The organism is Myxococcus sp. AB056, assembly GCF_006547365.1.
Classification (GTDB): domain Bacteria; phylum Myxococcota; class Myxococcia; order Myxococcales; family Myxococcaceae; genus Myxococcus; species Myxococcus virescens.
Window position 1 is genome coordinate 1 of the sequence record NZ_VHLB01000038.1, and the last position, 19,272, is coordinate 19,272.

General features: G+C 70.3%; 19 protein-coding genes. 14 read left to right on the forward strand and 5 right to left on the reverse strand.

Translation table 11 applies throughout. The features are described from left to right. Positions 1 to 90 precede the first annotated feature (90 nt). The 4 genes from FMP39_RS18065 to FMP39_RS18080 all read left to right on the forward strand — a co-directional run bounded on the left by FMP39_RS18065 (position 91) and on the right by FMP39_RS18080 (position 3,788). Entirely contained in the window at positions 91 to 930 is an 840-nt protein-coding gene (locus tag FMP39_RS18065) for a fatty acid desaturase (protein WP_228558083.1), read from the forward strand. Between the two features lie 80 nt (positions 931 to 1,010). Beyond that, positions 1,011 to 1,775: a helix-turn-helix transcriptional regulator gene (locus FMP39_RS18070; RefSeq protein WP_194858450.1), complete on the forward strand. Its 765-nt coding sequence runs from the start codon at positions 1,011 to 1,013 to the stop codon at positions 1,773 to 1,775. Positions 1,776 to 2,081: 306 nt separating this feature from the next. After that, on the forward strand, positions 2,082 to 3,092 hold the full coding sequence (locus tag FMP39_RS18075) for a hypothetical protein (protein ID WP_141591600.1): 1,011 nt from the start codon (positions 2,082 to 2,084) through the stop codon (positions 3,090 to 3,092). A 39-nt stretch (positions 3,093 to 3,131) separates the two neighbouring features. Further along, entirely contained in the window at positions 3,132 to 3,788 is a 657-nt protein-coding gene (locus FMP39_RS18080) for an ABC transporter ATP-binding protein (RefSeq protein ID WP_194858446.1), read from the forward strand. Positions 3,789 to 3,907: 119 nt separating this feature from the next. Here the strand turns inward: FMP39_RS18080 and FMP39_RS18085 are convergent, their stop codons facing one another. Continuing rightward, the gene (locus tag FMP39_RS18085) at positions 3,908 to 4,540 is read right to left on the reverse strand and encodes a phospholipase D-like domain-containing protein (RefSeq protein WP_090486147.1); all 633 of its coding nucleotides are present in this window, start codon (positions 4,538 to 4,540) and stop codon (positions 3,908 to 3,910) included. Between the two features lie 98 nt (positions 4,541 to 4,638). On the opposite strand from FMP39_RS18085, the gene FMP39_RS18090 reads away from it, so the two are divergent. The 5 genes from FMP39_RS18090 to FMP39_RS18110 all read left to right on the forward strand — a co-directional run bounded on the left by FMP39_RS18090 (position 4,639) and on the right by FMP39_RS18110 (position 9,707). Further along, the gene (locus FMP39_RS18090; RefSeq protein ID WP_141591602.1) at positions 4,639 to 5,322 is read left to right on the forward strand and encodes a TetR/AcrR family transcriptional regulator; all 684 of its coding nucleotides are present in this window, start codon (positions 4,639 to 4,641) and stop codon (positions 5,320 to 5,322) included. Positions 5,323 to 5,351: 29 nt separating this feature from the next. Beyond that, positions 5,352 to 6,803, forward strand: a complete 1,452-nt coding sequence (locus FMP39_RS18095) for an aldehyde dehydrogenase family protein (RefSeq protein WP_141591603.1) — start codon at positions 5,352 to 5,354, stop codon at positions 6,801 to 6,803. Positions 6,804 to 6,841: 38 nt separating this feature from the next. Next, entirely contained in the window at positions 6,842 to 8,281 is a 1,440-nt protein-coding gene (locus FMP39_RS18100) for an aldehyde dehydrogenase family protein (RefSeq protein ID WP_141591604.1), read from the forward strand. A 75-nt stretch (positions 8,282 to 8,356) separates the two neighbouring features. Then, on the forward strand, positions 8,357 to 8,947 hold the full coding sequence (locus tag FMP39_RS18105) for a PH domain-containing protein (RefSeq protein WP_141591605.1): 591 nt from the start codon (positions 8,357 to 8,359) through the stop codon (positions 8,945 to 8,947). After that, a complete protein-coding gene (locus FMP39_RS18110) occupies positions 8,940 to 9,707 on the forward strand; it encodes a PH domain-containing protein (protein ID WP_141591606.1) in 768 nt (255 codons plus the stop codon). Before FMP39_RS18105 ends, FMP39_RS18110 begins: the two co-directional genes overlap by 8 nt. Positions 9,708 to 9,758: 51 nt before the next feature. Here FMP39_RS18110 and FMP39_RS18115 read toward each other — a convergent pair whose 3' ends face one another. Further along, positions 9,759 to 11,381: an ABC-F family ATP-binding cassette domain-containing protein gene (locus FMP39_RS18115; RefSeq protein WP_090486165.1), complete on the reverse strand. Its 1,623-nt coding sequence runs from the start codon at positions 11,379 to 11,381 to the stop codon at positions 9,759 to 9,761. Between the two features lie 185 nt (positions 11,382 to 11,566). On the opposite strand from FMP39_RS18115, the gene FMP39_RS18120 reads away from it, so the two are divergent. The 3 genes from FMP39_RS18120 to FMP39_RS18130 all read left to right on the forward strand — a co-directional run bounded on the left by FMP39_RS18120 (position 11,567) and on the right by FMP39_RS18130 (position 13,505). Next, positions 11,567 to 12,193, forward strand: a complete 627-nt coding sequence (locus FMP39_RS18120) for a phenylalanine--tRNA ligase beta subunit-related protein (protein WP_141591607.1) — start codon at positions 11,567 to 11,569, stop codon at positions 12,191 to 12,193. Positions 12,194 to 12,243: 50 nt separating this feature from the next. Then, positions 12,244 to 13,020 (forward strand): YdiY family protein, encoded by a 777-nt coding sequence (locus FMP39_RS18125; protein WP_141591608.1) that lies wholly within the window; start codon positions 12,244 to 12,246, stop codon positions 13,018 to 13,020. 146 nt (positions 13,021 to 13,166) lie between these two features. After that, positions 13,167 to 13,505: a CBS domain-containing protein gene (locus FMP39_RS18130; protein ID WP_228558084.1), complete on the forward strand. Its 339-nt coding sequence runs from the start codon at positions 13,167 to 13,169 to the stop codon at positions 13,503 to 13,505. A gap of 27 nt (positions 13,506 to 13,532) precedes the next feature. On the opposite strand, the gene FMP39_RS18135 is transcribed toward FMP39_RS18130, so the two are convergent. The 3 genes from FMP39_RS18135 to FMP39_RS18145 all read right to left on the reverse strand — a co-directional run bounded on the left by FMP39_RS18135 (position 13,533) and on the right by FMP39_RS18145 (position 16,495). Next, entirely contained in the window at positions 13,533 to 15,233 is a 1,701-nt protein-coding gene (locus FMP39_RS18135) for a dihydroxyacetone kinase family protein (protein ID WP_141591610.1), read from the reverse strand. Between the two features lie 14 nt (positions 15,234 to 15,247). Beyond that, the gene (locus FMP39_RS18140) at positions 15,248 to 15,889 is read right to left on the reverse strand and encodes a carbonic anhydrase (RefSeq protein WP_141591611.1); all 642 of its coding nucleotides are present in this window, start codon (positions 15,887 to 15,889) and stop codon (positions 15,248 to 15,250) included. A gap of 117 nt (positions 15,890 to 16,006) precedes the next feature. Beyond that, on the reverse strand, positions 16,007 to 16,495 hold the full coding sequence (locus FMP39_RS18145) for a gluconokinase (RefSeq protein ID WP_141591612.1): 489 nt from the start codon (positions 16,493 to 16,495) through the stop codon (positions 16,007 to 16,009). Between the two features lie 169 nt (positions 16,496 to 16,664). Between FMP39_RS18145 and FMP39_RS18150 the strand changes: the two genes are divergently transcribed. Together FMP39_RS18150 and FMP39_RS18155 are read left to right on the forward strand one after the other, a co-directional pair. Then, a complete protein-coding gene (locus tag FMP39_RS18150; RefSeq protein ID WP_194858447.1) occupies positions 16,665 to 17,717 on the forward strand; it encodes a DNA ligase in 1,053 nt (350 codons plus the stop codon). A gap of 132 nt (positions 17,718 to 17,849) precedes the next feature. Continuing rightward, a complete protein-coding gene (locus tag FMP39_RS18155) occupies positions 17,850 to 19,259 on the forward strand; it encodes a serine/threonine-protein kinase (protein WP_141591614.1) in 1,410 nt (469 codons plus the stop codon). Positions 19,260 to 19,272 lie beyond the last annotated feature (13 nt).

Here is a 19,272-nt window from a genome sequence, read left to right on the forward strand (position 1 = left end):
AGTTCCAGAAGCAGATGGCCCAGCCCAGCAGGCACATGGCCAGCCGCCCCGCCCCCTTCAGCCGACCTGCCGCAGCTCGCGGTTCATGCGTTGTGGTGGGGGTGGTTCCCAGCCTTCATCTGGAGCTGGGACGCGCTTCCCTGGGCGGGGCGGCTGGCCATGTGCCTGCTGGGCTGGGCCATCTGCTTCTGGAACTACGCCGTCCTGCACAACCACATGCACGTGTCCATCGCCCGGCCTCCGCTGGCGCACTGGGTGGTGTCCCGTGCGCTGGGCATGGCGTGTGGGTTCCCCTACCGGGGCTACTTCATCCATCACTTCAACCACCACCGGTACGATGACGGCCCGGGCGACTGGGGCCGCCGCCGTCCCGGAGAGCGCGTCTTCCGCTACTGCCTGCGCTCGGCGCTGACGCCGTGGCTGTGGCCCTACGAGACGCTGGGCAAGGTCTGGCAGTCGGCGAAGAAGAAGAACCAGCGGCTGGAGCTGGCGGTGGATTTCCTGGTGGTGGACGGCGCGCTGCTGGCGCTCATCGTGTGGAAGCCCGCGCTGGGCCTGGCCTGGTGGGGGGTGCTGCTGGTGACGCAGTTCTGCATCCACTGGCTCAACCTGGCGGCCCACTTCGAAACGGACTCCGAGCAGAAGGACGCCCTGGGGACCACGTCCTATTCCGCCTTCTACAACCGGTGGTTCTTCAACGCGGGCTACCACCAGGCCCATCACCTGAAGCCGCAGGTGCCCTGGTACGAGCTTCCAGCCCTCACCGAGGAGCTCGCTCGGACGTCCAGGCTCCGTCCAGAGCTGACGACCGGGCTTTCCCCCATCAATCCGTTGTGGGTGGCACGGGTGGTGAAGCGCTATTCTGCCAAGCCGTGCGATCGGCAGACGGACTCGAAGATTACCTCCGGGACCCCCACGGCCGTTACCTAGTCGGGGAGGGCTTCCTCCACTGGTACGCCTCGGTGGACCTGTGCGGCTTCATCCTCTGGGGACGCCCCGGAGAGGCCGAGGTGCGCCGGCTCGTCCAGGTGCTGGACGTGGAGTTGTCCCCCGCCAAGCCGCATGCCTCGCTGGTGGACGCGCGCCGGCTGGAGGCCGCGGACCCCATGGCCTTTGCCGCCCTGGTCAAATACATGCAGCCCCGCGAGAAGGACTTCAGCACCTCCGTGCTGAAGCAGGCGCTGGTGCGGCCTGAAGGCGTGGTGGGCGCGGTGGTGGGCGGCTTCTACACGCTGCTGTCCGGGGCCTATCCCAGCCGGGCCTTCACCGCTCCCGACACCGCCCTTCAGTGGTTGGGGCAGCCGGAGGCCGAGGCCGCGGCGCTGCTGGCGGAGCTCAACGGACTGGTCGCGGAGGCCACCGGCCAGTCTCCCCTGCTGCGCGAGCTGCACCAGGTGATGCGGGGCCGGCTGCCGGAGGTGAATCTGTCGGACGTGGCCCGGGAGATGGGCATGTCCGAACGGACGCTGCAACGCCGGCTGAAGGAGGCCAGCACGTCCTTCCAGGCGGAGCTCAACGCGGTGCAGGTGCGCATGGCGCAGTCGCTGCTGCGCGAGTCGAACATGAAGCTCACCGCGGTGGCGGTGGAGGTGGGCTGCGCCTCGCTCCAGCACTTCAGCAGCCTCTTCCGCAAGTTGGTGGGCGAGTCCCCCAGCGCGTGGCGGGACCGGCAGAAGCAGCCGCAGGGCGACGGCACGCCACCACCCGCCGAGGCCCTGATGGAGGAAGCGCCCGGCAAGGGCCCCATCGCGGGCACGTCCGAAGTCCCGGAGTAGTCACGCCCTGGAGCCGGGAAGCCGCTGGCTCCCAGCAATCCCTGCCAGTCACCACAGGCGCTCAACATTCCCAAACGTTGTCAGGCAGGGCTGCGCGATTCAGCGGGTGACGCGCAAGTCATTGACACCTCGTGGGTGCGGTACCTGGCACGCGGGACTCCGGGAGTTCCGACTCTCAGCGGACTTTCAGACTGATTCCCGCACTTCATGGCGATTTGACAATATTTATCCACAAACACTACAAAAACATAGAACGCGACGCCCACCCTGCCGGCGCTTCCACCGCTGGCCTCGGAGCTGCCTCCCTTGACGCCCGGTCAATTACAGACAGCACTGACGGACGCGATTCACCTGGCGCGGCAGGTGGACCTGCGCCGGTGCGAGCAGGAGGAGGCCCCGCGCCTCTTGCAGGAGTCCGTGCCGGCGCTGCGGAACGCCGTCCTCGCGGGGGCCCAGGCGATGGGCTCCGTTCGCGCCCATTACGAAGAGGATGAGGACCTGCCGGGCTTCGTGGCCGACACCCGGCGGCAGCGCATCGCGGACCTGGCCTTCATGGCGCGCCTGGACCTGGGCGAACGGCCGGAGCGGCTGGGGGCGATGACGGCCTCCGAGGCGCCCTGGAACATCATCGCCATGTGCAGCAGCGCCCGGCGCCGCCTCTTCAAGTGCGCCGCCGCGGTGGAGCGCGCGTTGTGCGCGCATGAGGGGCTGACGCCCCGGCTGGAAGGACTCCTCACCCAGGAGTTGGAGCGGTCGCTGAAGGTGCGTCAGGCCTACGTGCTGTTCCGCCGGGGGCTGCTCACGCGCGCGGAGCCCACGGCGCCGTGGCTGGCGCCCGTGCTGCGCCGGGCCGCGGTGTGCTTCTCCGAGCTGACGGGCCGGGAAATCTACGAGGACCTGCGCATCGAGGACCGCACCGAGCTGCGGCGGCTCCAGGCGGCGGTGCTGGACTGGCTGCGCGGGCAGGATGGCCATGACGCCGTGTCCGGCCGGAGGCTGTGGCAGGACATCGCGGTGTTCGCAGAGCTGCTCACACAAGTGAACCTCCGCCCCGAGCTGCGCGAGCACGACCAGGCGCTGCTGGGCTCACTCCTGCTCAGCCTGGAGCTGGACCCTTCGCTGAGCGCCGAGCGGCTGGCGGAGCTCGCCCATCCCCTGTTGGGCGTGGACGACGTGCTGGACGACTGCATCGAGAATCCCACCGCCGTGGAGCGCGCGGAGTGGCGGGAGACACTGGAGCGGCTCGCCACGAACCTCCTGGGCGAACACGGCGCGATGCCTCCTCCCGAACAGGAGGCCCTGGCCGCCCCCCGCTGAAAGCCGTCCCCCTCGGCATTGAGAAAGGAGCGCAGCGCCGTGATTCAAGCCAGGGACCTGGGCGCCGGCTATGGCCCTCGCGCGGTGCTGGCGAAGCTCTCTTTCGATTTGCCCTGGCGGCGCGCCAGCGTGGTGCTGGGCCCGGGTGGCAGTGGCAAGAGCACCCTGCTGCGGGCCCTGGTCAACGACCGGCTCGGAGACGGCGCTGACTTCTGGGTGCGGGGCCAGCTCCGCCTTCCCGTATCGGCGCAGGCGGTGGTGCCCCAAGGCCGGCCCGCGGAGTCCCGCACACTGGGCGAGCTGCTCGGCCCCGATGCGCGCCAGACACTGGAGTCCGTGTGGGCCTGCGCGCCAGCGGCGGCGGTGCGGCTGGACCGTCTGCGCGAGCGGCCGGTGGCGCTGCTGCCCGAAGGGCTGTGGCGGCTGGCCCTGCTCACCGTCGCCATCGCAAACAAGGCGCCCCTGGTCCTCCTGGACGAGCCCGAAGTGGGACTGTCGGGAGACGGCATCCGCTGGTTGGCGCGGCGACTGCTGATGCTGCGGGCCGAGCGCACCGTGGTGCTCGTCACGCAGCACCTCCCGCTGGCGCGCATGGTCGCCGACCACGTGCTGCTCCTCGATGAGGGGATGCTCGTGGACCAGGCCTCGCCCCGGGACTTCTTCGATGAGCCCGGGCTCCGTCGCCACACCTGCTGACGGTTCAGCGCGACACGCCACACCGTTCCGCGGCGCCGCGGCTCGAGCTGCGACTCCAACGCGGGAGGTGAAGTGGCGGAGAGGGTGGCCGGGCGCATCTTCCGCGCTGTGTGGCCAACCTAGCGCTTGGCGGCCTTCGCACCCCGCTGGAGACGGCGCGCCTTGCCCAGACGAGGGGCATCCGCGCGAGGACGGCGCGGCGTGGGCGCTCGCTTGCCTGCGGGCAGAATGGGGTCGGGACACACCGCGCGGAGCTTGCACGCCTTGCACTCGGCGCCGCTCCACACCGCTTCGTAGAGCGCCGTCACCCGGTCGATGACGTCGAAGTCCTCGGTGACGAAGCCCAGCTCGAAGTTGCGCGCGGAGTCGCCCTTGGCGCCCAGCCCCGCGCCGGTGAGGTTGGCGCTGCCCAGGTATGCCCAGGCGCCATCCACCACCACCGCCTTGAAGTGCACGCGCGGACAGACCTTGAGCGACAAGCCACCCGCCACCAGCCGCGCCTGCCGGTCGAAGGCGGCGCGAAAGGGCCGGCTCGGCAGCTCTGCGTGCAACAGCCGCAGCGCCACTCCACGCGCGGCGAGCGTGTCCAGCACGTCCACCAGCGGGACGAAACGGCCGCCGTGCTCCACGAACATCGCCTTCACGTTGGCCGTGGCCATCCACACCGACTCCCGGGCGTGGAGCAGCTTCTCCAACACCACCTCCCGGTACAGCGCGCTGCCCGACAGGAGCTCCGCCTCGATGGGACGCATGGAGCACACTCCAGCACACACGCCCTCACCCCGCCACCTGGCGGACAAATGACCTTCAGTCACTTGACGGGTGACCGTGGGTCACTCATCCATGAGCCATGGCCAGCACCTCAGCGGCGAAGGCGAATCGGGCCCTGCCCCAGCGAGCTCGGAAGGACGAAGACAAGGAAGCGCGGCGGCAGCTCATCCTGGATGAGGCCCTGGCCCTGTATCAGGCGACGTCCTATGCCGAGGTGAAGATGGCGGACGTGGCCGGCCGGGCGATGCTGGCCAAGGGCACGGTGTTCCTCTACTTCCCCACCAAGGAGGCGCTGTTCCTGGCGCTGCTGGAGGACCTGCTCTTCGCGTGGTTCGCCCGGCTGGACGGGCTGCTCGTGGAGGACTCGTCGGCCTGGACGGGGCCCCGGCTGGCGCGCACGGTGGCCGAGTCGCTGGAGGGCGAGGTGGCCCTGACGCGGCTGCTCGCGCTGCTGCAGACGGTGCTGGAGCAGAACGTGACGGCCGAGCAGCTCCGCCCGTTCAAGGAGCGGCTGCTGGCGGCGCTGCTCCGCGCGGGCACGCTGGTGGAGCAGCGGCTGCCCTTCCTCCATGCCGGAGAAGGCCCGCGCTTCTTCATCCACCTGCACGCGCTGGTGACGGGCCTGCGGCAGATGGCGGACGTGGCCCCGGTGGCGCGCGAGGTGCTGGAGGCACTGCCCCACCTGGCGCCGCTGCGCGTCGACTTCACCGCCGAGCTGACGACGGCCCTCACCACCCTTCTTCGCGGGCTGGAGTCCCGCTGAGCCTCCTTTCCCATCCTCTGGAGAACCCCATGCTCGAAGCAACGTCTCAAGCCCACACGCAGCCCACCGCGGACACCGAGCGCATCCGCGCGGTGTTCGAAGCCCAGCGCGCGCACCGCTGGACGATGTCCCGCACCACGGCCGCTGAACGCATCGCCCGGCTGAAGCGGCTGCGTGAAGCCATCATCGCCCGCCGCGCGGAGCTGGCGGACGCCATCCACGCGGACTTCCGCAAGCCCGCGGTGGAGGTGGAGCTGACGGAGCTGCACCCCACGCTGGAGGAGCTGAACCACACGGTGCGGCACCTCAAGTCGTGGATGAAGCCCATGCGGGTGGGCACGCCGATGCTGCTGGCGGGCTCGTCCAGCCACGTGCGCTACGAGGCGCGCGGCACGGTGCTGCTGCTGTCGCCGTGGAACTACCCCTTCAACCTGCTGGTGTCGCCGCTGGTGGCCGCCATCGCCGCGGGCAACACCGTCATCTGCAAGCCCAGCGAGAAGACGCCGCACACCTCGCGCTTCCTGGCGCAGTTGGTGACGGACGTGTTTCCCGAGAACGAGGTGGCGCTGTTCGAAGGCGGCGCGGAGACGGCGGAGGCGCTGCTGGAGCTGCCCTTCGACCACATCTTCTTCACCGGCAACACGCGCATCGGCCGCAAGGTGATGGAGGCCGCGGCGAAGCACCTGGCCAGCGTGACGCTGGAGCTGGGTGGCAAGTCGCCCGTCATCGTCGATGAGACGGCGGACGTCGGCGCCGCGGCGGAGCGCCTGTGCTGGGGCAAGTTCGTCAACGGCGGCCAGACGTGCGTGGCGCCGGACTACGTGTTCGTGCACGCGTCGAAGGAGCGGGCGTTCCTGGACGCGCTCAAGGCGTCCATCACGCGCTTCTACGGCGGCACCGAGCAGGAGCGGCAGGCGAGCCCTGACCTGACGCGGCTGGTGGACCCGGTGGCGTGGCGGCGGGTGAAGGACCTGCTCGAGCGCTCGGTGGCCGCGGGAGCGAAGGTGGAGGTGGGCGGGGAGACGGACGAGCCCTCGCGCTACATCGCGCCCACCGTGCTGTCCGGCGTGACGGCGGAGAACCCGGTGATGGAGGGCGAGATTTTCGGGCCGGTGCTGCCGGTGCTCACCTTCCAGTCCCGTGAAGAGGTCTACGCGCACATCCGCGCGGGCGGGAAGCCTTTGGCCCTCTACGTGTTCAGCCAGGACAAGCGGGCGGTGGAAGACATCTTCCAGAACACCACGTCGGGTGGCGCGGTGGTGAACAACGTGCTCGTCCACCTCGCGAACCCCAACCTCCCGTTCGGAGGGGTTGGTACCAGTGGCCTGGGGAACTACCACGGCCATTTCGGCTTCAAGACGTTCAGCCATGAGCGGGCAGTGATGGTTCAGTGGATGAAGTCGCTGGCTTCGGTGTTCTTCCCGCCGTATCGCGGGAAGGCGCAGGAATTGGCCTCCCGCGCGACCCGGCTGATGGAGTAGGCAACCCAGGCCGGGGCACCTCCGGAAGGAGCCGGGCGATGCGCGTGGTGAAGCTGGAAGAAGCACGGATGCCGGACGGTGTGCAGGAGGCGTTCGACCGCCTTCATGCGCATCGCTGGGAGGTGGCGCGCCGCGGCATGAAGGAACGGCTGGCCCGGCTGGAGCAGCTCAAGACGCTGCTCGTCGCCCGGCGCGAGGCCCTGGCCGAGGCGCTCCACGCCGACTTCCGCAAGCCGCGCGCGGAGGTGGAGGCCACCGAGGTCCTCCCCGTCCTGATGGAGTTGGCCTCCATCCAGAAGCACCTCAAGACGTGGATGAAGCCCCGGAAGGTCTCCACACCCCTGCTGCTCACCGGCACGTCCAGCCTGGTGCAGTACGAGCCCCGGGGCGTGGTGCTGGTGATGGCCCCGTGGAACTACCCCTTCCACCTGCTGGTGTCACCGCTGGTCGCCGCGGTGGCCGCGGGCAACGCCGTCCTGTGCAAGCCCAGTGAGAAGACGCCCAACACGGCGCGCTTCATCGCGGAGCTGGTGAAGGATGTCTTTCCCCCAGAAGAGGTCGCGGTGGTGGAGGGCGGCCCGGAGGTGGGCGAGGCGCTGCTGCGGCTGCCCTTCGACCACTTCTTCTTCACCGGCGGGGCCCGCGTGGGCCGGCGGGTGATGGAGGCCGCGGCGAAGCACCTGGCCAGCGTGACGTTGGAGCTGGGTGGCAAGTCGCCCGTCATTGTCGATGAGACGGCGGATGTCGCCGCCGCGGCCGAGCGCGTGGTGTGGGGCAAGTTCCTCAACGGCGGACAGACGTGCATCGCCCCCGACCACGTCTGGGTCCACGCCTCGAAGGAAGAGGCGCTGCTGGAGGCGATGAAGGAGGCCCTGGAGCGCTTCTACGGCCGCACCGAGGAGGCGCGCCGCGCGAGCCTGGACCTGTGCCGCATGGTGGATGACAGCGCCTTCACGCGGGTGCGCCATTTGATGGACCGCACCGTGGAGGCCGGCGCGCGCGTGGTGGTGGGCGGCGGCGTGGGCGCGGAGTCGCGTTACATCGCGCCCACGGTGCTCGCGGACGTGACGCCGGACGCGCCCATCATGGCCGAGGAGATTTTCGGACCGGTGCTGCCGGTGCTTCGCTTCGAGTCCCTGGACGAAGTGGTGTCGCACGTGCGCGAGGACGGCAAGCCCCTGGCGCTCTACGTGTTCAGCAACGACGAGGCCACGGTGGAGCGGCTGCTGCGGGAGACTCGCGCGGGCGGCACGTGCATCAACACGGTGGTGCTGCACAATGTGAATCCGAACCTGCCCTTCGGCGGCGTGGGCGCCAGCGGCGTGGGCGCGTATCACGGAGAGACGGGCTTCCGGACCTTCAGCCACGAGCGCGCGGTGCTGCGCCAGGGGCGCACGTCCCTGGTCCACCTGTTCTTCCCGCCCTTCACGGGCAAGGCGCAGAAGCTGGCGCGGCTGGCGGGGCGATTGTTCGAATAGGCGTGAAATGAGAGATGCTCCGGGCCGTAATGCCCGAGACCTCTCTCGCGAAAGACGCCTGCTGGTGAGCCGCACATGACAGACCCGGGGTCGCCCTCCCCTCTGACGGTGGTCCCCGGTGGTGACGGGGCCTTCCTGTCGCGCCTGCCCACGGTGCTGCAACCGCACCGCAGCCTGCTCACCTACTACCTCGTCAGCGCGCTGCTGGCCGGGCCCGGCTTTCCCATCCTCGGGCTCATCCGCTACTTCAAGTACCAGACGCTGCGCTACACGCTGGACGACGAGGGCATCACCGTCCGCTGGGGCATCCTCTTCCGGCGGGAGGTGTCCCTCACCTACGCGCGCATCCAGGACATCCACCTGTCCAGCAACCTGGTGGAGCGCTGGCTGGGGCTGGCGCGCATCCAAATCCAGACGGCGAGCGGCAACTCGCAGGCGGAAATCACCATCGAGGGCGTGCCCGACTTCGGAGCCATGCGGGACTTCCTCTATTCGAAGATGCGGGGAAGCCGGGAGCGCGCAGTGCCCACGCAGGAGAGCGCACGCGCCATGCCCGCCGGTGACCATGACGCGCTGGCGGCCACGCTCCGCGAGATTGCCGAGGAGGTGCGCGCCCTACGGCTCAGCCTGAACAGCGGCGCCACGCGGGAGAAGCAGGATGTCTGACGCCGCGCCTGCCTGGCTCCTGCGCCTGCTGAAGGTGCCCCCCGCGCCGCACATCCCCGGAGGGGCGGCGGTTCGCGTGTTCCGCGCCGCCCCGACCCATCGCCAGCTCCAGTTGCTCCGTTGGGGCCTGCGGCAGGCCGGCGTCGTGGTGGGCCTGATTTTCACCTGGGTGGCGGTGAAGAACCGGTTCGTCCCGCACCTGCCCTACGCGCATGCGGACACGGTCTTCTTCGTCTTCGAAATGTTCGCCTGGCTCGCGTTCGCCGCGCAGGCCCCCATCACCTTCCTGGTGGCGTGGCTCGACTACGAGTACCGCTGGTACATCCTCTCCGACCGCAGCCTGCGCATCCGGGAAGGGCTCGTCTCCATCCAGGAGAAGACGATGACCTTCGCCAACATCCAGCAGGTCTCCATCCGGCAGAACCCGCTCCAGCGGCTGTTCGGCATCGCCGACGTGAAGGTGGAGACGGCGGGCGGAGGCAGCAAGCGCGGCGCGCAGGACGCGGACGCCTCGCACACCGAAGGACTGCACGAGGCCCACTTCCGGGGCGTGGACAATCCGGAGGAGATTCGCGACGTCATCATGGCGCGGGTGCGCATGCACCGGGACGCCGGGCTGGGAGAGCCGCAGCATCCCGAGCCGGCCCTGCCCGCGCCAGTGGCCCCTTCAGCCGCGACGCTCGGCGCGGCGAAGGAGCTGCTGGGTGAGATGCGGGCGCTGCGAAGCGCCCTGACGGCCCAGGGCCGCGTGGAGCCCTGAGCCGCCGTGAAGCGCGATGTGCCCGGCGGACGCCGAGCCCCTCGCGGTGCTTCAGCTCCGCAGACCGGGCGCTTCCTGGCCGGTGCGCGCGACGTACTCCGTGTAGCCGCCGCCGTACTGGTGGATGCCCTCGGGCGTCAGCTCCAGCACGCGGTTGGACAGCGCGGCCAGGAAGTGACGGTCGTGGGAGACGAACAGCATCGTCCCCTCGTAGCGGGAGAGCGCCGTAATCAGCATCTCCTTCGTGGCCATGTCCAGGTGGTTGGTGGGCTCGTCCAGCACCAGGAAGTTCGGCGGGTCGAAGAGCATCTTCGCCATGACGAGCCGGGCCTTCTCACCACCAGACAGCACGCGGCACTTCTTCTCCACCTCATCGCCGGAGAAGCCGAAGCAGCCGGCCAGCGCCCGCAGCGAGCCCTGACCCGCGCGGGGGAAGGCGTCCTCCAGCGACTGGAACACCGTCCGCTCGCCATCCAGCAGGTCCATGGCGTGCTGCGCGAAGTAACCCATCTTCACGCTGCCACCCAGCGCCACGTTGCCCGTGTCCGGCTGCGTGGAGCCCGTCACCAGCTTCAGCAGCGTGGACTTGCCCGCGCCGTTGACGCCCATGACGGCCCAGCGCTCCGTGCGGCGCACGAGGAAGTCCAGCCCCTCGTAGATGATGCGGCTGCCGTAGGCCTTGTGAACGCCCTTCAGGCTCACCACGTCGTCGCCCGAGCGCGGCGCCGGCTGGAACTCGAAGAGCACCGTCTGGCGCCGCTTGGGCGGCTCCACGCGCTCAATCTTCTCCAGTTTCTTCACCCGGCTCTGCACCTGCGCGGCGTGCGAGGCGCGCGCCTTGAAGCGCTCGATGAACTTCAGCTCCTTGGCGAGCATGGCCTGCTGGCGCTCGAACTGCGCCTGCTGCTGCTTCTCGTTCATCGCCCGCTGCTGCTCATAGAACTCGTAGTTGCCGGTGTACGTCGACAGCGAGCCGCCGTCGATCTCCACCACCTTGTTCACGATGCGGTTCATGAACTCGCGGTCGTGCGACGTCATCAGCAGCGCGCCGTCGTAGTTCTTGAGGAACTCCTCCAGCCAGATGAGGCTCTCGATGTCGAGATGGTTGCTCGGCTCGTCGAGCAGCATCGCGTCCGGACGCATCAGGAGGATGCGGGCCAGCGCCACGCGCATCTTCCAACCGCCCGACAGCGCGCCCACGTCGCCGTCCATCATCTCCTGGGTGAAGCCCAGGCCCGCGAGAATCTCCCGCGCGCGGCCTTCCAGCGCGTAGCCGCCCAGCTCCTCGAAGCGCCCCTGGACCAGGCCGTAGCGCTCCACGAGCTTGTCCATGTTGTCCGCCTGGTCCGGGTCGGCCATGGCGGCCTCCAGCTCCTTCAGCTCGGCGGCCACCGTGCTCACCGGGCCCGCGCCGTCCATCACCTCGGCGGCGGCGCTGCGGCCCTCCATCTCACCCACGTCCTGGCTGAAGTAGCCAATGGTGACGCCCCGGTCGACCGCGACCTGGCCCTCGTCGGGGTGCTCCTGGCTGGTAATCATCCGGAACAGCGTCGTCTTGCCGGCCCCGTTGGGTCCGACGAGGCCCACCTTCTCCCCCTTGTGGAGCGCCGCGGAGGCCTCGATGAAGAGAATCTGCTGGCCGTTCTGCTTGCTGATGTTGTCGAGACGAATCATGTGCGTGCGGGGGGCCCGGAAGCGGGTGCGGCGCCCTTATGCCACGTAGCCCGCCCCGGAAAGAATGTTCCGAACCCCTGGAAAGCGACTTCTCTTGCATGAGAGCCGACAGGCGGGGGAGCCCCCGGTCCCAGGCTGGAAGTGGGACCTGCCCCCACTCGGGCCGTGACATAGACTGCCGCGCCGTGCTGACCGTCGACGCCCACCCCTCCCTGAGCACCCTGGCCTTCACCACCACCTTCCCCAGCCCCCTGGGCGAGCTGCCCTCCCCGGAGTGGCTGGTGGCCCTGCTGAAGCCCGGCGCCACCGCCCCCCTGTCCAGCGACGACACCGTGCGCGGCGCCATCCGCGACATGCTCCGCCACGGCGGCTACAAGCCCACCGGGCGCGGCAAGCCCGCGTCGGAGTACCTGGTGCGTGCCTCGGGTGACGGCTCGCTGGGCGCCATCAACCTGGCCGTGGATGCCTGCAACGCGGTGTCCCTGCACAGCGGCCTGCCCATCAGCGTGGTGGACCTGGACCGGGCCACCGCCCCCTTCCGCGTGGGCGTGGCCCCGGAGGGCGCGCAGTACGTCTTCAACGCATCCGGGCAGAGCATCGACCTGGCGGGCCTGCTGTGCCTCTTCGACGCGGAAGGCCCGTGCGCCAACGCCGTCAAGGACGCGCAGCGCACCAAGACGAACGCGGACACCCGCCGCACCCTCACCGTGCTCTGGGGCGCCAAGGCCCTGGGCGAGCGGACCGCGCGCGCCTTCGACTGGTATCGAGAGCTGCTGGAGCGCGCGGGGGCCACGGTGGAGCGCCTGCCCTGAGCTGCACGGGAGCCCTTGAAACATGCCGGCCGACGGGGCAGACCCGGGCCATGGCGGGACGGAAATCCAGCAGGTGGGTGCTGCTGCTCGTGTGGCTTCATGCGGCGAGCGCGGCGGCGCAAATCGTCAACGTCCAGGCGCTGTTCGACGAGAACACGGGCCCGGGGCGTTCGGCGGCCGTGGACCTGGGCGCGGACTGGCGCACGGGCAGCACCGACCTCTTCAGCGTGCGCGGCGCCCTGCTGGGCCAGTGGCGCAGCGAGACGCACACCTGGCTGGCCGTCATCCGAGGGGAGTACGCCTTCGCCGCCGATGAGGTCATCGTCAGCAAGGTGATGGAGCACGTCCGCTACCGCTACGGATTCACGGAGCGGCTCTCCGGCGAGGTGTTCCTCCAACACGAGTTCGACAAGTTCCGCCGCATCCAGTTCCGGGCCCTGCTGGGCGCGGGGCCCCGGGTGAGGGTGCTGACCGACACGAAGGCCACGCTGGTGGTGGGGCTCGCGCTGATGCTGGAGCACGAGCGCATCCGCCGGGATTCCGAACCGGATGCCGGGGAGTTCCGCACCGACCCGCGCCTGTCCAGCTACGTGCTGGGGCGGCTGGAGTTCATGGAGAACGTCTTCCTGGTGCAGACGCTCTACGCCCAGCCCCGCGTGACGAACCCCGCCGACATCCGCCTGCTCAATGACACCATCTTCGAGGTGAAACCCAACCAGCGCCTCTCGGTGGGCATCGGCTTCAACCTCACCTTCGACAACTCTCCGCCCCTGGGCGTCCCCAAGCTCGACACCCAACTGCGGACCTCGGTGGGCATCCGGCTGTAGCCGCCTTCGTCCCACGAAGGGTGTCACCCGGGCGACAGGAGCCAGCCCTCGCCTGCCTCCCCGCCCATGCCGGGCAACGCCCCGGTTGTTGGCAACTGTCTTGCTACGGTGCCTCGCAGGGCAACAACAGGGTGGCGAGGCCGGCGATGACGGAACTGTACGTGGAGCGCGAGGACACGGTGGCGAAGGCAGTGACGCTCTTCCCCAAGGACACGGTGGTGAGGGCACTGTCACTGATGCAGCGGTATGGCCTGAGCCGGATGCCGGTGGTGGACGACGTGCACGGCGAGCTCATCGGCGACGTGACGGCCGACGACCTCACCCGTGTCTGGCAGCACGCGCCGCTGGCCTGTATGTCGGAAATTCTTTCACTGAAATCCCTGCGGGTTGAAGACCTGGAGGACGCCACCCGTTGGGGGCCGCGCCTCACCCTGGTCTCCCCCCTGATGGACGTGTACCAGACCAGCAAACGCTGGGTGCAGTAGGCCGGAAGGTCCGAATCCCGACGGCGCTCAGCCGATGCCTGGTGTGAGCGCCTTCATCCACACCACCACGGCCGCGGCGCCGGCGTCCGACACACCGACGGCGCGCGCCCCCAGGTAGCTGGCGCGTCCCAGGCGCGGCTGCATCCGGGACGTCGCCTCCTCTCCCGCCTCGGCCGCGTGCACCGCCGAGGCCCAGGCCTCGCGAGCCCCCTGCCCGCCGCGCACCCCCTTCGCGAAGGCGTCGGCGGCGGGCCGGAGCGCATCGAGCATGGTGCGGTCCCCAGGCCGCGCGCCGCCCAGCTCCGATACGGCGGTGACGGCGAGGTCGAAGGCCTCGGCCCATGCGGCGGCATCCGCGGGCCCTTCCGCCAGCCTGCGCGCGGCGCGCAGCAGCGCCGTCGCATAGAAGGGCCCCGAGCTGCCGCCAATGCTGCGCCGCAGGGCATTGCCAATGGCCGTCAACGCGCGCGCGGGGCTCGTCCACGCGTCCTCCGGGAGGGCGCGAATCGCCTCGGCGCCACGCACCAGACTGAGGCCCAGGTCACCGTCGCCCGCGGCGCTGTCGAGCGCGGTCAGCCGGGGCTCCGACTGCTCGAACGCGTCCGCTACCCGCAAGGCGGCCTTCCGGAAGCGGTCCATCCCCGGCTGCGGCGCCTCCGCCGGAAGCGATGCCGGAGACGCCGTGGACGAAGGCCGGTACACCCCCGGCTCCTTCGGCAGCCGACCCGCGCCGGGCCACGCGGGCGCATCCGCCGCCGCATCCAGGCGGGCCAGCCGCGCGTCGTCCACCTTCAGCAGCGTCAACGAGCAGCCCGGCATCTCCAGCGCGGAGAGGAACGTCCCGCTCCACGCGCGCTCCACGCGGATGCCGCCCTGACGCAGAGCGGCCAGCGCGCGCCGGGCGACGATGGCCAGCTCCATGGGCGGCGTGCCGCCCAGTCCGTTGACGAGCAGCACCACCCGGTCTCCCGAGTTGATGCGCCGGTCCTCGACGATGGTGGTGAGCAGCGTGTCCACCAGGCTGTCCGCCGCCTGCATCGGCACGCGCCGCACGCCCTGCTCGCCATGGATGCCCAGGCCCAGCTCGATTTCGTCCTCCTCCAGCGTGAAGCCCGGCTTGCCCGCCGCGGGCACGGTGCAGGGCCCCAGGGCCACGCCCATGGTGCCCAGCGCCTCCGCCGCCGCGGTGGCCTCGTGGAGGACGTCCTGGAGCGCCGCGCCCGCCGCGGCCGCCGCGCCCGCGACCTTGTGGACCAGCACCGTGCCAGCGATGCCCCGGCGCCGCGCGGGCTCCACCGTGTCGTGCAGGGACACGTCGTCCGCCACCACCACCGTCTCCACGGGGATGCCCTCGGCGCGCGCCAGCTCGGCGGCGAGCCCGAAGTTGAGCCGGTCCCCGGTGTAGTTCTTCACGACGAGCAGCGCGCCCGCGGGCCCCGCGACGGCGCGGATGGCGGCCAGCACGGCATCGGTGCTGGGCGAGGTGAAGACGTCACCGGCCACCGCCGCGTCCAGCATGCCCGCGCCCACGTAGCCCGCGTGCGCCGGCTCATGGCCGCTGCCGCCACCGGAGATGACAGCCACCTTGCGCGCGCGGACGTCGGAAGGCGTGTCGGCGCGCAGCACCACCGACTCCCCTTCCAGCAGCACCTGCCCCGGGGCGAGCGAGACCAACCCCTCCAGCATCTCCCGCACCACCGCGCGAGGCGCGTTGACCAGCTTCTTCATGAACGTGTCCTCTCTCAGACGCCGTTGAAGAAATCGACCGCGCCCGTCTCCAGCGAGTACTCGGCGCCGACGATGCGCATGCCGTCCTCGCGGCACAGACGCTCCAGCAGGCGGCTGCCATGGCGGAGAGTGTCGCAGGAGTTGCGGATGTTGGCGCGGACGGCCTCCTTCATCAGGAACTCCCAGTCCGCCTTCGGCCCGGCGGCGCTCACCACCGTCGTCACCGGCTCGAGGCAGCGCTCCACGATGTCGCGGATGTTCTCGGACGCCTCGCTCTTGCCCTCACGCACGTAGTCCAGCGTGGCCTGGATGGCGCCGCAGTGCGAATGCCCCATCACCACCGCCAGGCGCGTGCCGAACTTCGCCGCCGCGAACTCCACGCTGCCCACCAGCGACGGCGCGACGACGTTGCCCGCCACGCGGATGACGAACAGGTCCCCCAACCCCTGGTCGAAGATGTACTCCGACGGCGCACGCGAGTCCGAACACGAGAGGATGATGGCGAAGGGACTCTGCCCCGCCACCAGCGCCTGCCGGGCGGAGCGGCCGAGCGGGTTCTCCATGTTGCGCGCGTTCAGGACGAACCGCTGATTGCCCTCCCGAAGGCGCGCAAGGGCATCCTGGGCGGAGATGGGTGGCGTCGAAGCGGTGGGCATTGCGCGGGTCCTCGAGGGTGGGTGAAGCGGAAAGGTGGCAACCCAACAGAGCGCTATACACCAGCCGGGTGACCAAGGAACGGGCTGTCCTCCTGCTTCGGCGCGGGAGTTCAGCCGTCAGACACCCAGCTCATCACGGATGTGCTTCACGATGTCCGCTGGCGGCGGCGTCACGTCCACGCTGAGTGCGCGCGAGGGCAGCTCCATGGCCGCCATCTGACTCTCCAGCAGGGACGCGGGCATGAAGTGGCCCTGGCGCTGCGACATCCGGCGGGCGAGCACCTCATGCGGCGCGTGCAGGAACACCCACTTCACGTGTGCGGGGTCCAGCTCCTCCAGCAGCGTGCGGTAGGCCTGCTTGAGGCCGGAGAACGCCATCACCACGTCCTCGCCCTGCGCCAGCGCCCGGGCCACTTCATCGCGCAGCTTGCGCAGCCAGGGGGCGCGGTCCTCGTCCGTCAGCGGCGCGCCCGCGGCCATCTTCACCACGTTGGAGCGCGGGTGCAGGTCATCCGCGTCGATGAAGCGCCAGCCCAGCTCGGCCGCCAGGGTGCGGCCCACCGTCGTCTTCCCCGCTCCAGATACCCCCATGACGATGACGACCATTGATGCGACTCCTCCTGGTTCCGGGGCCCACTCCCCATCGTGGGGTGCCCAACGGCCTCACGCCACCCCATCCGAGGCGGAATGCCCACCGCATCACGTCCTGAAGCGTCAGCCCTGGGGGGTATGCTTCATCCCATCGCCGCTCCGGATGCGGCACGGAGGGTCGGTCATGGCGGACATCGCGGACGGGGAGCAGGTCTCGGTTCAGGGCTCGGGTTCCAAGCCCTACATCCTCAAGAACACCGGCGGTGTGTATTCGTGTTCATGCCCCGCCTGGCGCAACCAGTCGGTGGCCATCGAGCGGCGCACCTGCAAGCACCTGCGCCGCGTGCGCGGAGACGCCGCGGAGGATGCGCGCATCGGCGGTGACGCATCCGGCGCTCCCGCGGCCCCTGCGCGTCCGACGAGGAGCACGTCGGCCAGCGACGACACCAAGGCCCCGCCCCTGCTGCTGGCCCAGTCGTGGGAGAACGACGTGGACCTCACCGGCTGGTGGATGAGCGAGAAGCTGGACGGCGTGCGCGCGTACTGGGACGGGAAGCAGTTCTGGTCACGGCTGGGCAACGCGTTCCTCGCGCCGGAGTGGTTCACCGCGGGGCTGCCGGACTTCCCGCTCGACGGTGAGCTGTTCGGCGGGCGCAAGCGCTTCCAGCGCACGGTGAGCATCGTCCGCCGGCAGGACCGCAGCGATGATTGGAAGGAGCTGGCCTTCGTCGCCTTCGACGCGCCCGGCGTGGAAGGCACCTTCGAGGTGCGGCTGGAGCGCTGCCGGCAGTGGATGGAGGAGACGAAGCCCGCGTATGCGCAGTGGCACGCCCACGCGCGCTGTGACGGCACGCCGCACCTGCGCGCGGAGCTGGCGCGCGTGGAGGCACTGGGTGGAGAGGGCCTCATGCTGCGCCAGCCCGGGTCGCGCTACGAGGCGGGCCGCTCCCACACGCTGCTCAAGGTGAAGAGCTTCAAGGACGACGAAGCGCGCGTGGTGGGACACGTGGCTGGCGCGGGCCGCCACAAGGGCCGCCTGGGCGCGCTGGAGGTGGAGCTGCGTAACGGCACGCGCTTCAGCGTGGGCACGGGCCTGTCAGACGCGGAGCGCGCATCGCCGCCACCCGTGGGTGCCATCATCACCTTCCGCTACCAGGAGCTGTCCAACGACGGCGTGCCACGCTTCCCGTCGTACGTGGGTGTGCGCGTCGACGCCGCCCCCTTCGCCGCGAGCTGAGGCCAGCCGTCCCACGGCAGGAGTCACCGGTCCGCTGGTCGACGGAGCGGCGCCGCATTGCCACCTGACAGACGGTGCGTGCCCGAGGTGATGCGCGCCCGAGCGCCGCCCTGGTGTCTGCTTCAGGGAACCATGCACTGCGAGCTCTGTCTGACCGAGCATCCCTACGATGTGGCGTGTGGCGGCGAGCCCTGGACGCAGGTGTATCTGTCCACGGGCGACGCGGAAGCCCCTCCCGCGGACCTCACGGGCCAGACGTTGGGGAGTTACCGGTTGGTCCGCCGGCTGGGCGCGGGAGGGATGGGCACCGTCTACCTGGGCGAGCAGACGCGCATTGGCGCACGGGTGGCGGTGAAGGTGCTGCACCCCCACCTAGGCCGGGACGAAAGCCTCCGCGCGCGTTTCTACGCGGAGGCGCGGACGGTCAACGTGGTGGGCCATCCGAACATCGTCCACATCTTCGACATCAACGAGGCGCCCGGCGGCATCCACTACTTCGTCATGGAGTACCTGGAAGGCGTGCCCATGTCGCACCTGCCCCGGCCCATGGTGCCCGCGACGTTGGTGTCGCTGCTGGCGCAGGCGTGTGACGCGCTGGACGCGGCGCACCGGTGCGGCGTGGTGCACCGGGACTTGAAGCCGGACAACCTCTTCGTGGTGCGGCACGCGGGCGAGCCGCCGTCGCTGCGCGTGCTGGACTTCGGCGTGGCCAAGGCGCGTCGTCCCCACCCGGGTGAGGATGAAACGGCGGCGGGCATCGTCCTGGGCACGCCGGCGTACATGGCGCCCGAGCAGTCCGCGGGGCAGCCGGTGGACGGACGCGCGGACATCTACGCGCTGGCGGTGACGGCCTACTACCTGTCCACGGGGCAGCTTCCCTTCGAGCGGGGACAGATGGTGGAGCTGGCGCTGGGCACGGGCCCGGTGGGCGCGCCGCCGCCGCACCTGCTGGTGCCCGGGGTTCCGCCCGCATTGTCGGAGGTGCTGCTGCGCGCGCTGTCGCGCCGCTGCGAGGACCGCTACGCCACCGCGCTGGAGTTCAAGGAGGCCCTGCTGCTGGCCGCCGCCCAGCCGCTGGCGGACGCCCTGTCACCCCAGACGCCGCCGCCACGCAGCCACACGCCGGTGCCGTCCCTGGCGTGGCTGGACACAGAGGGCCCGGCGACGGAGCCCAACGCGCTCACCCCGCCCCTGACGTGGGTGGCGCGGGTGCGGCGCCGCTCCGGCGCGGGCGACGTGGAGGTGCTGTGCACGGAGCTGAGCCGGGGCGGGCTCTTCATGTGCTGCGCGGACCCCTTCCCGCGCCTGTTCAACCGGCTGGAGTTCACCCTGCTGCTGGCCGGCGAGCTGGTGGAGTGCGCGGGCGAGGTGGTGCGCCACGTGGACGCCGCCCAGGCGCAGACGTGGGGCATGTTGTCCACGGGCGTGGGCGTGCAGTTCATCAACCCATCCGCCCGGCTGTGCGAGCTCATCCGCCGCGTGCAGCCCCACCGGCTGACCACGCCCGCGTCCACGTTGATGCGCGCGGAGGTGGTGCTGTGACGCGGGCCGCGCG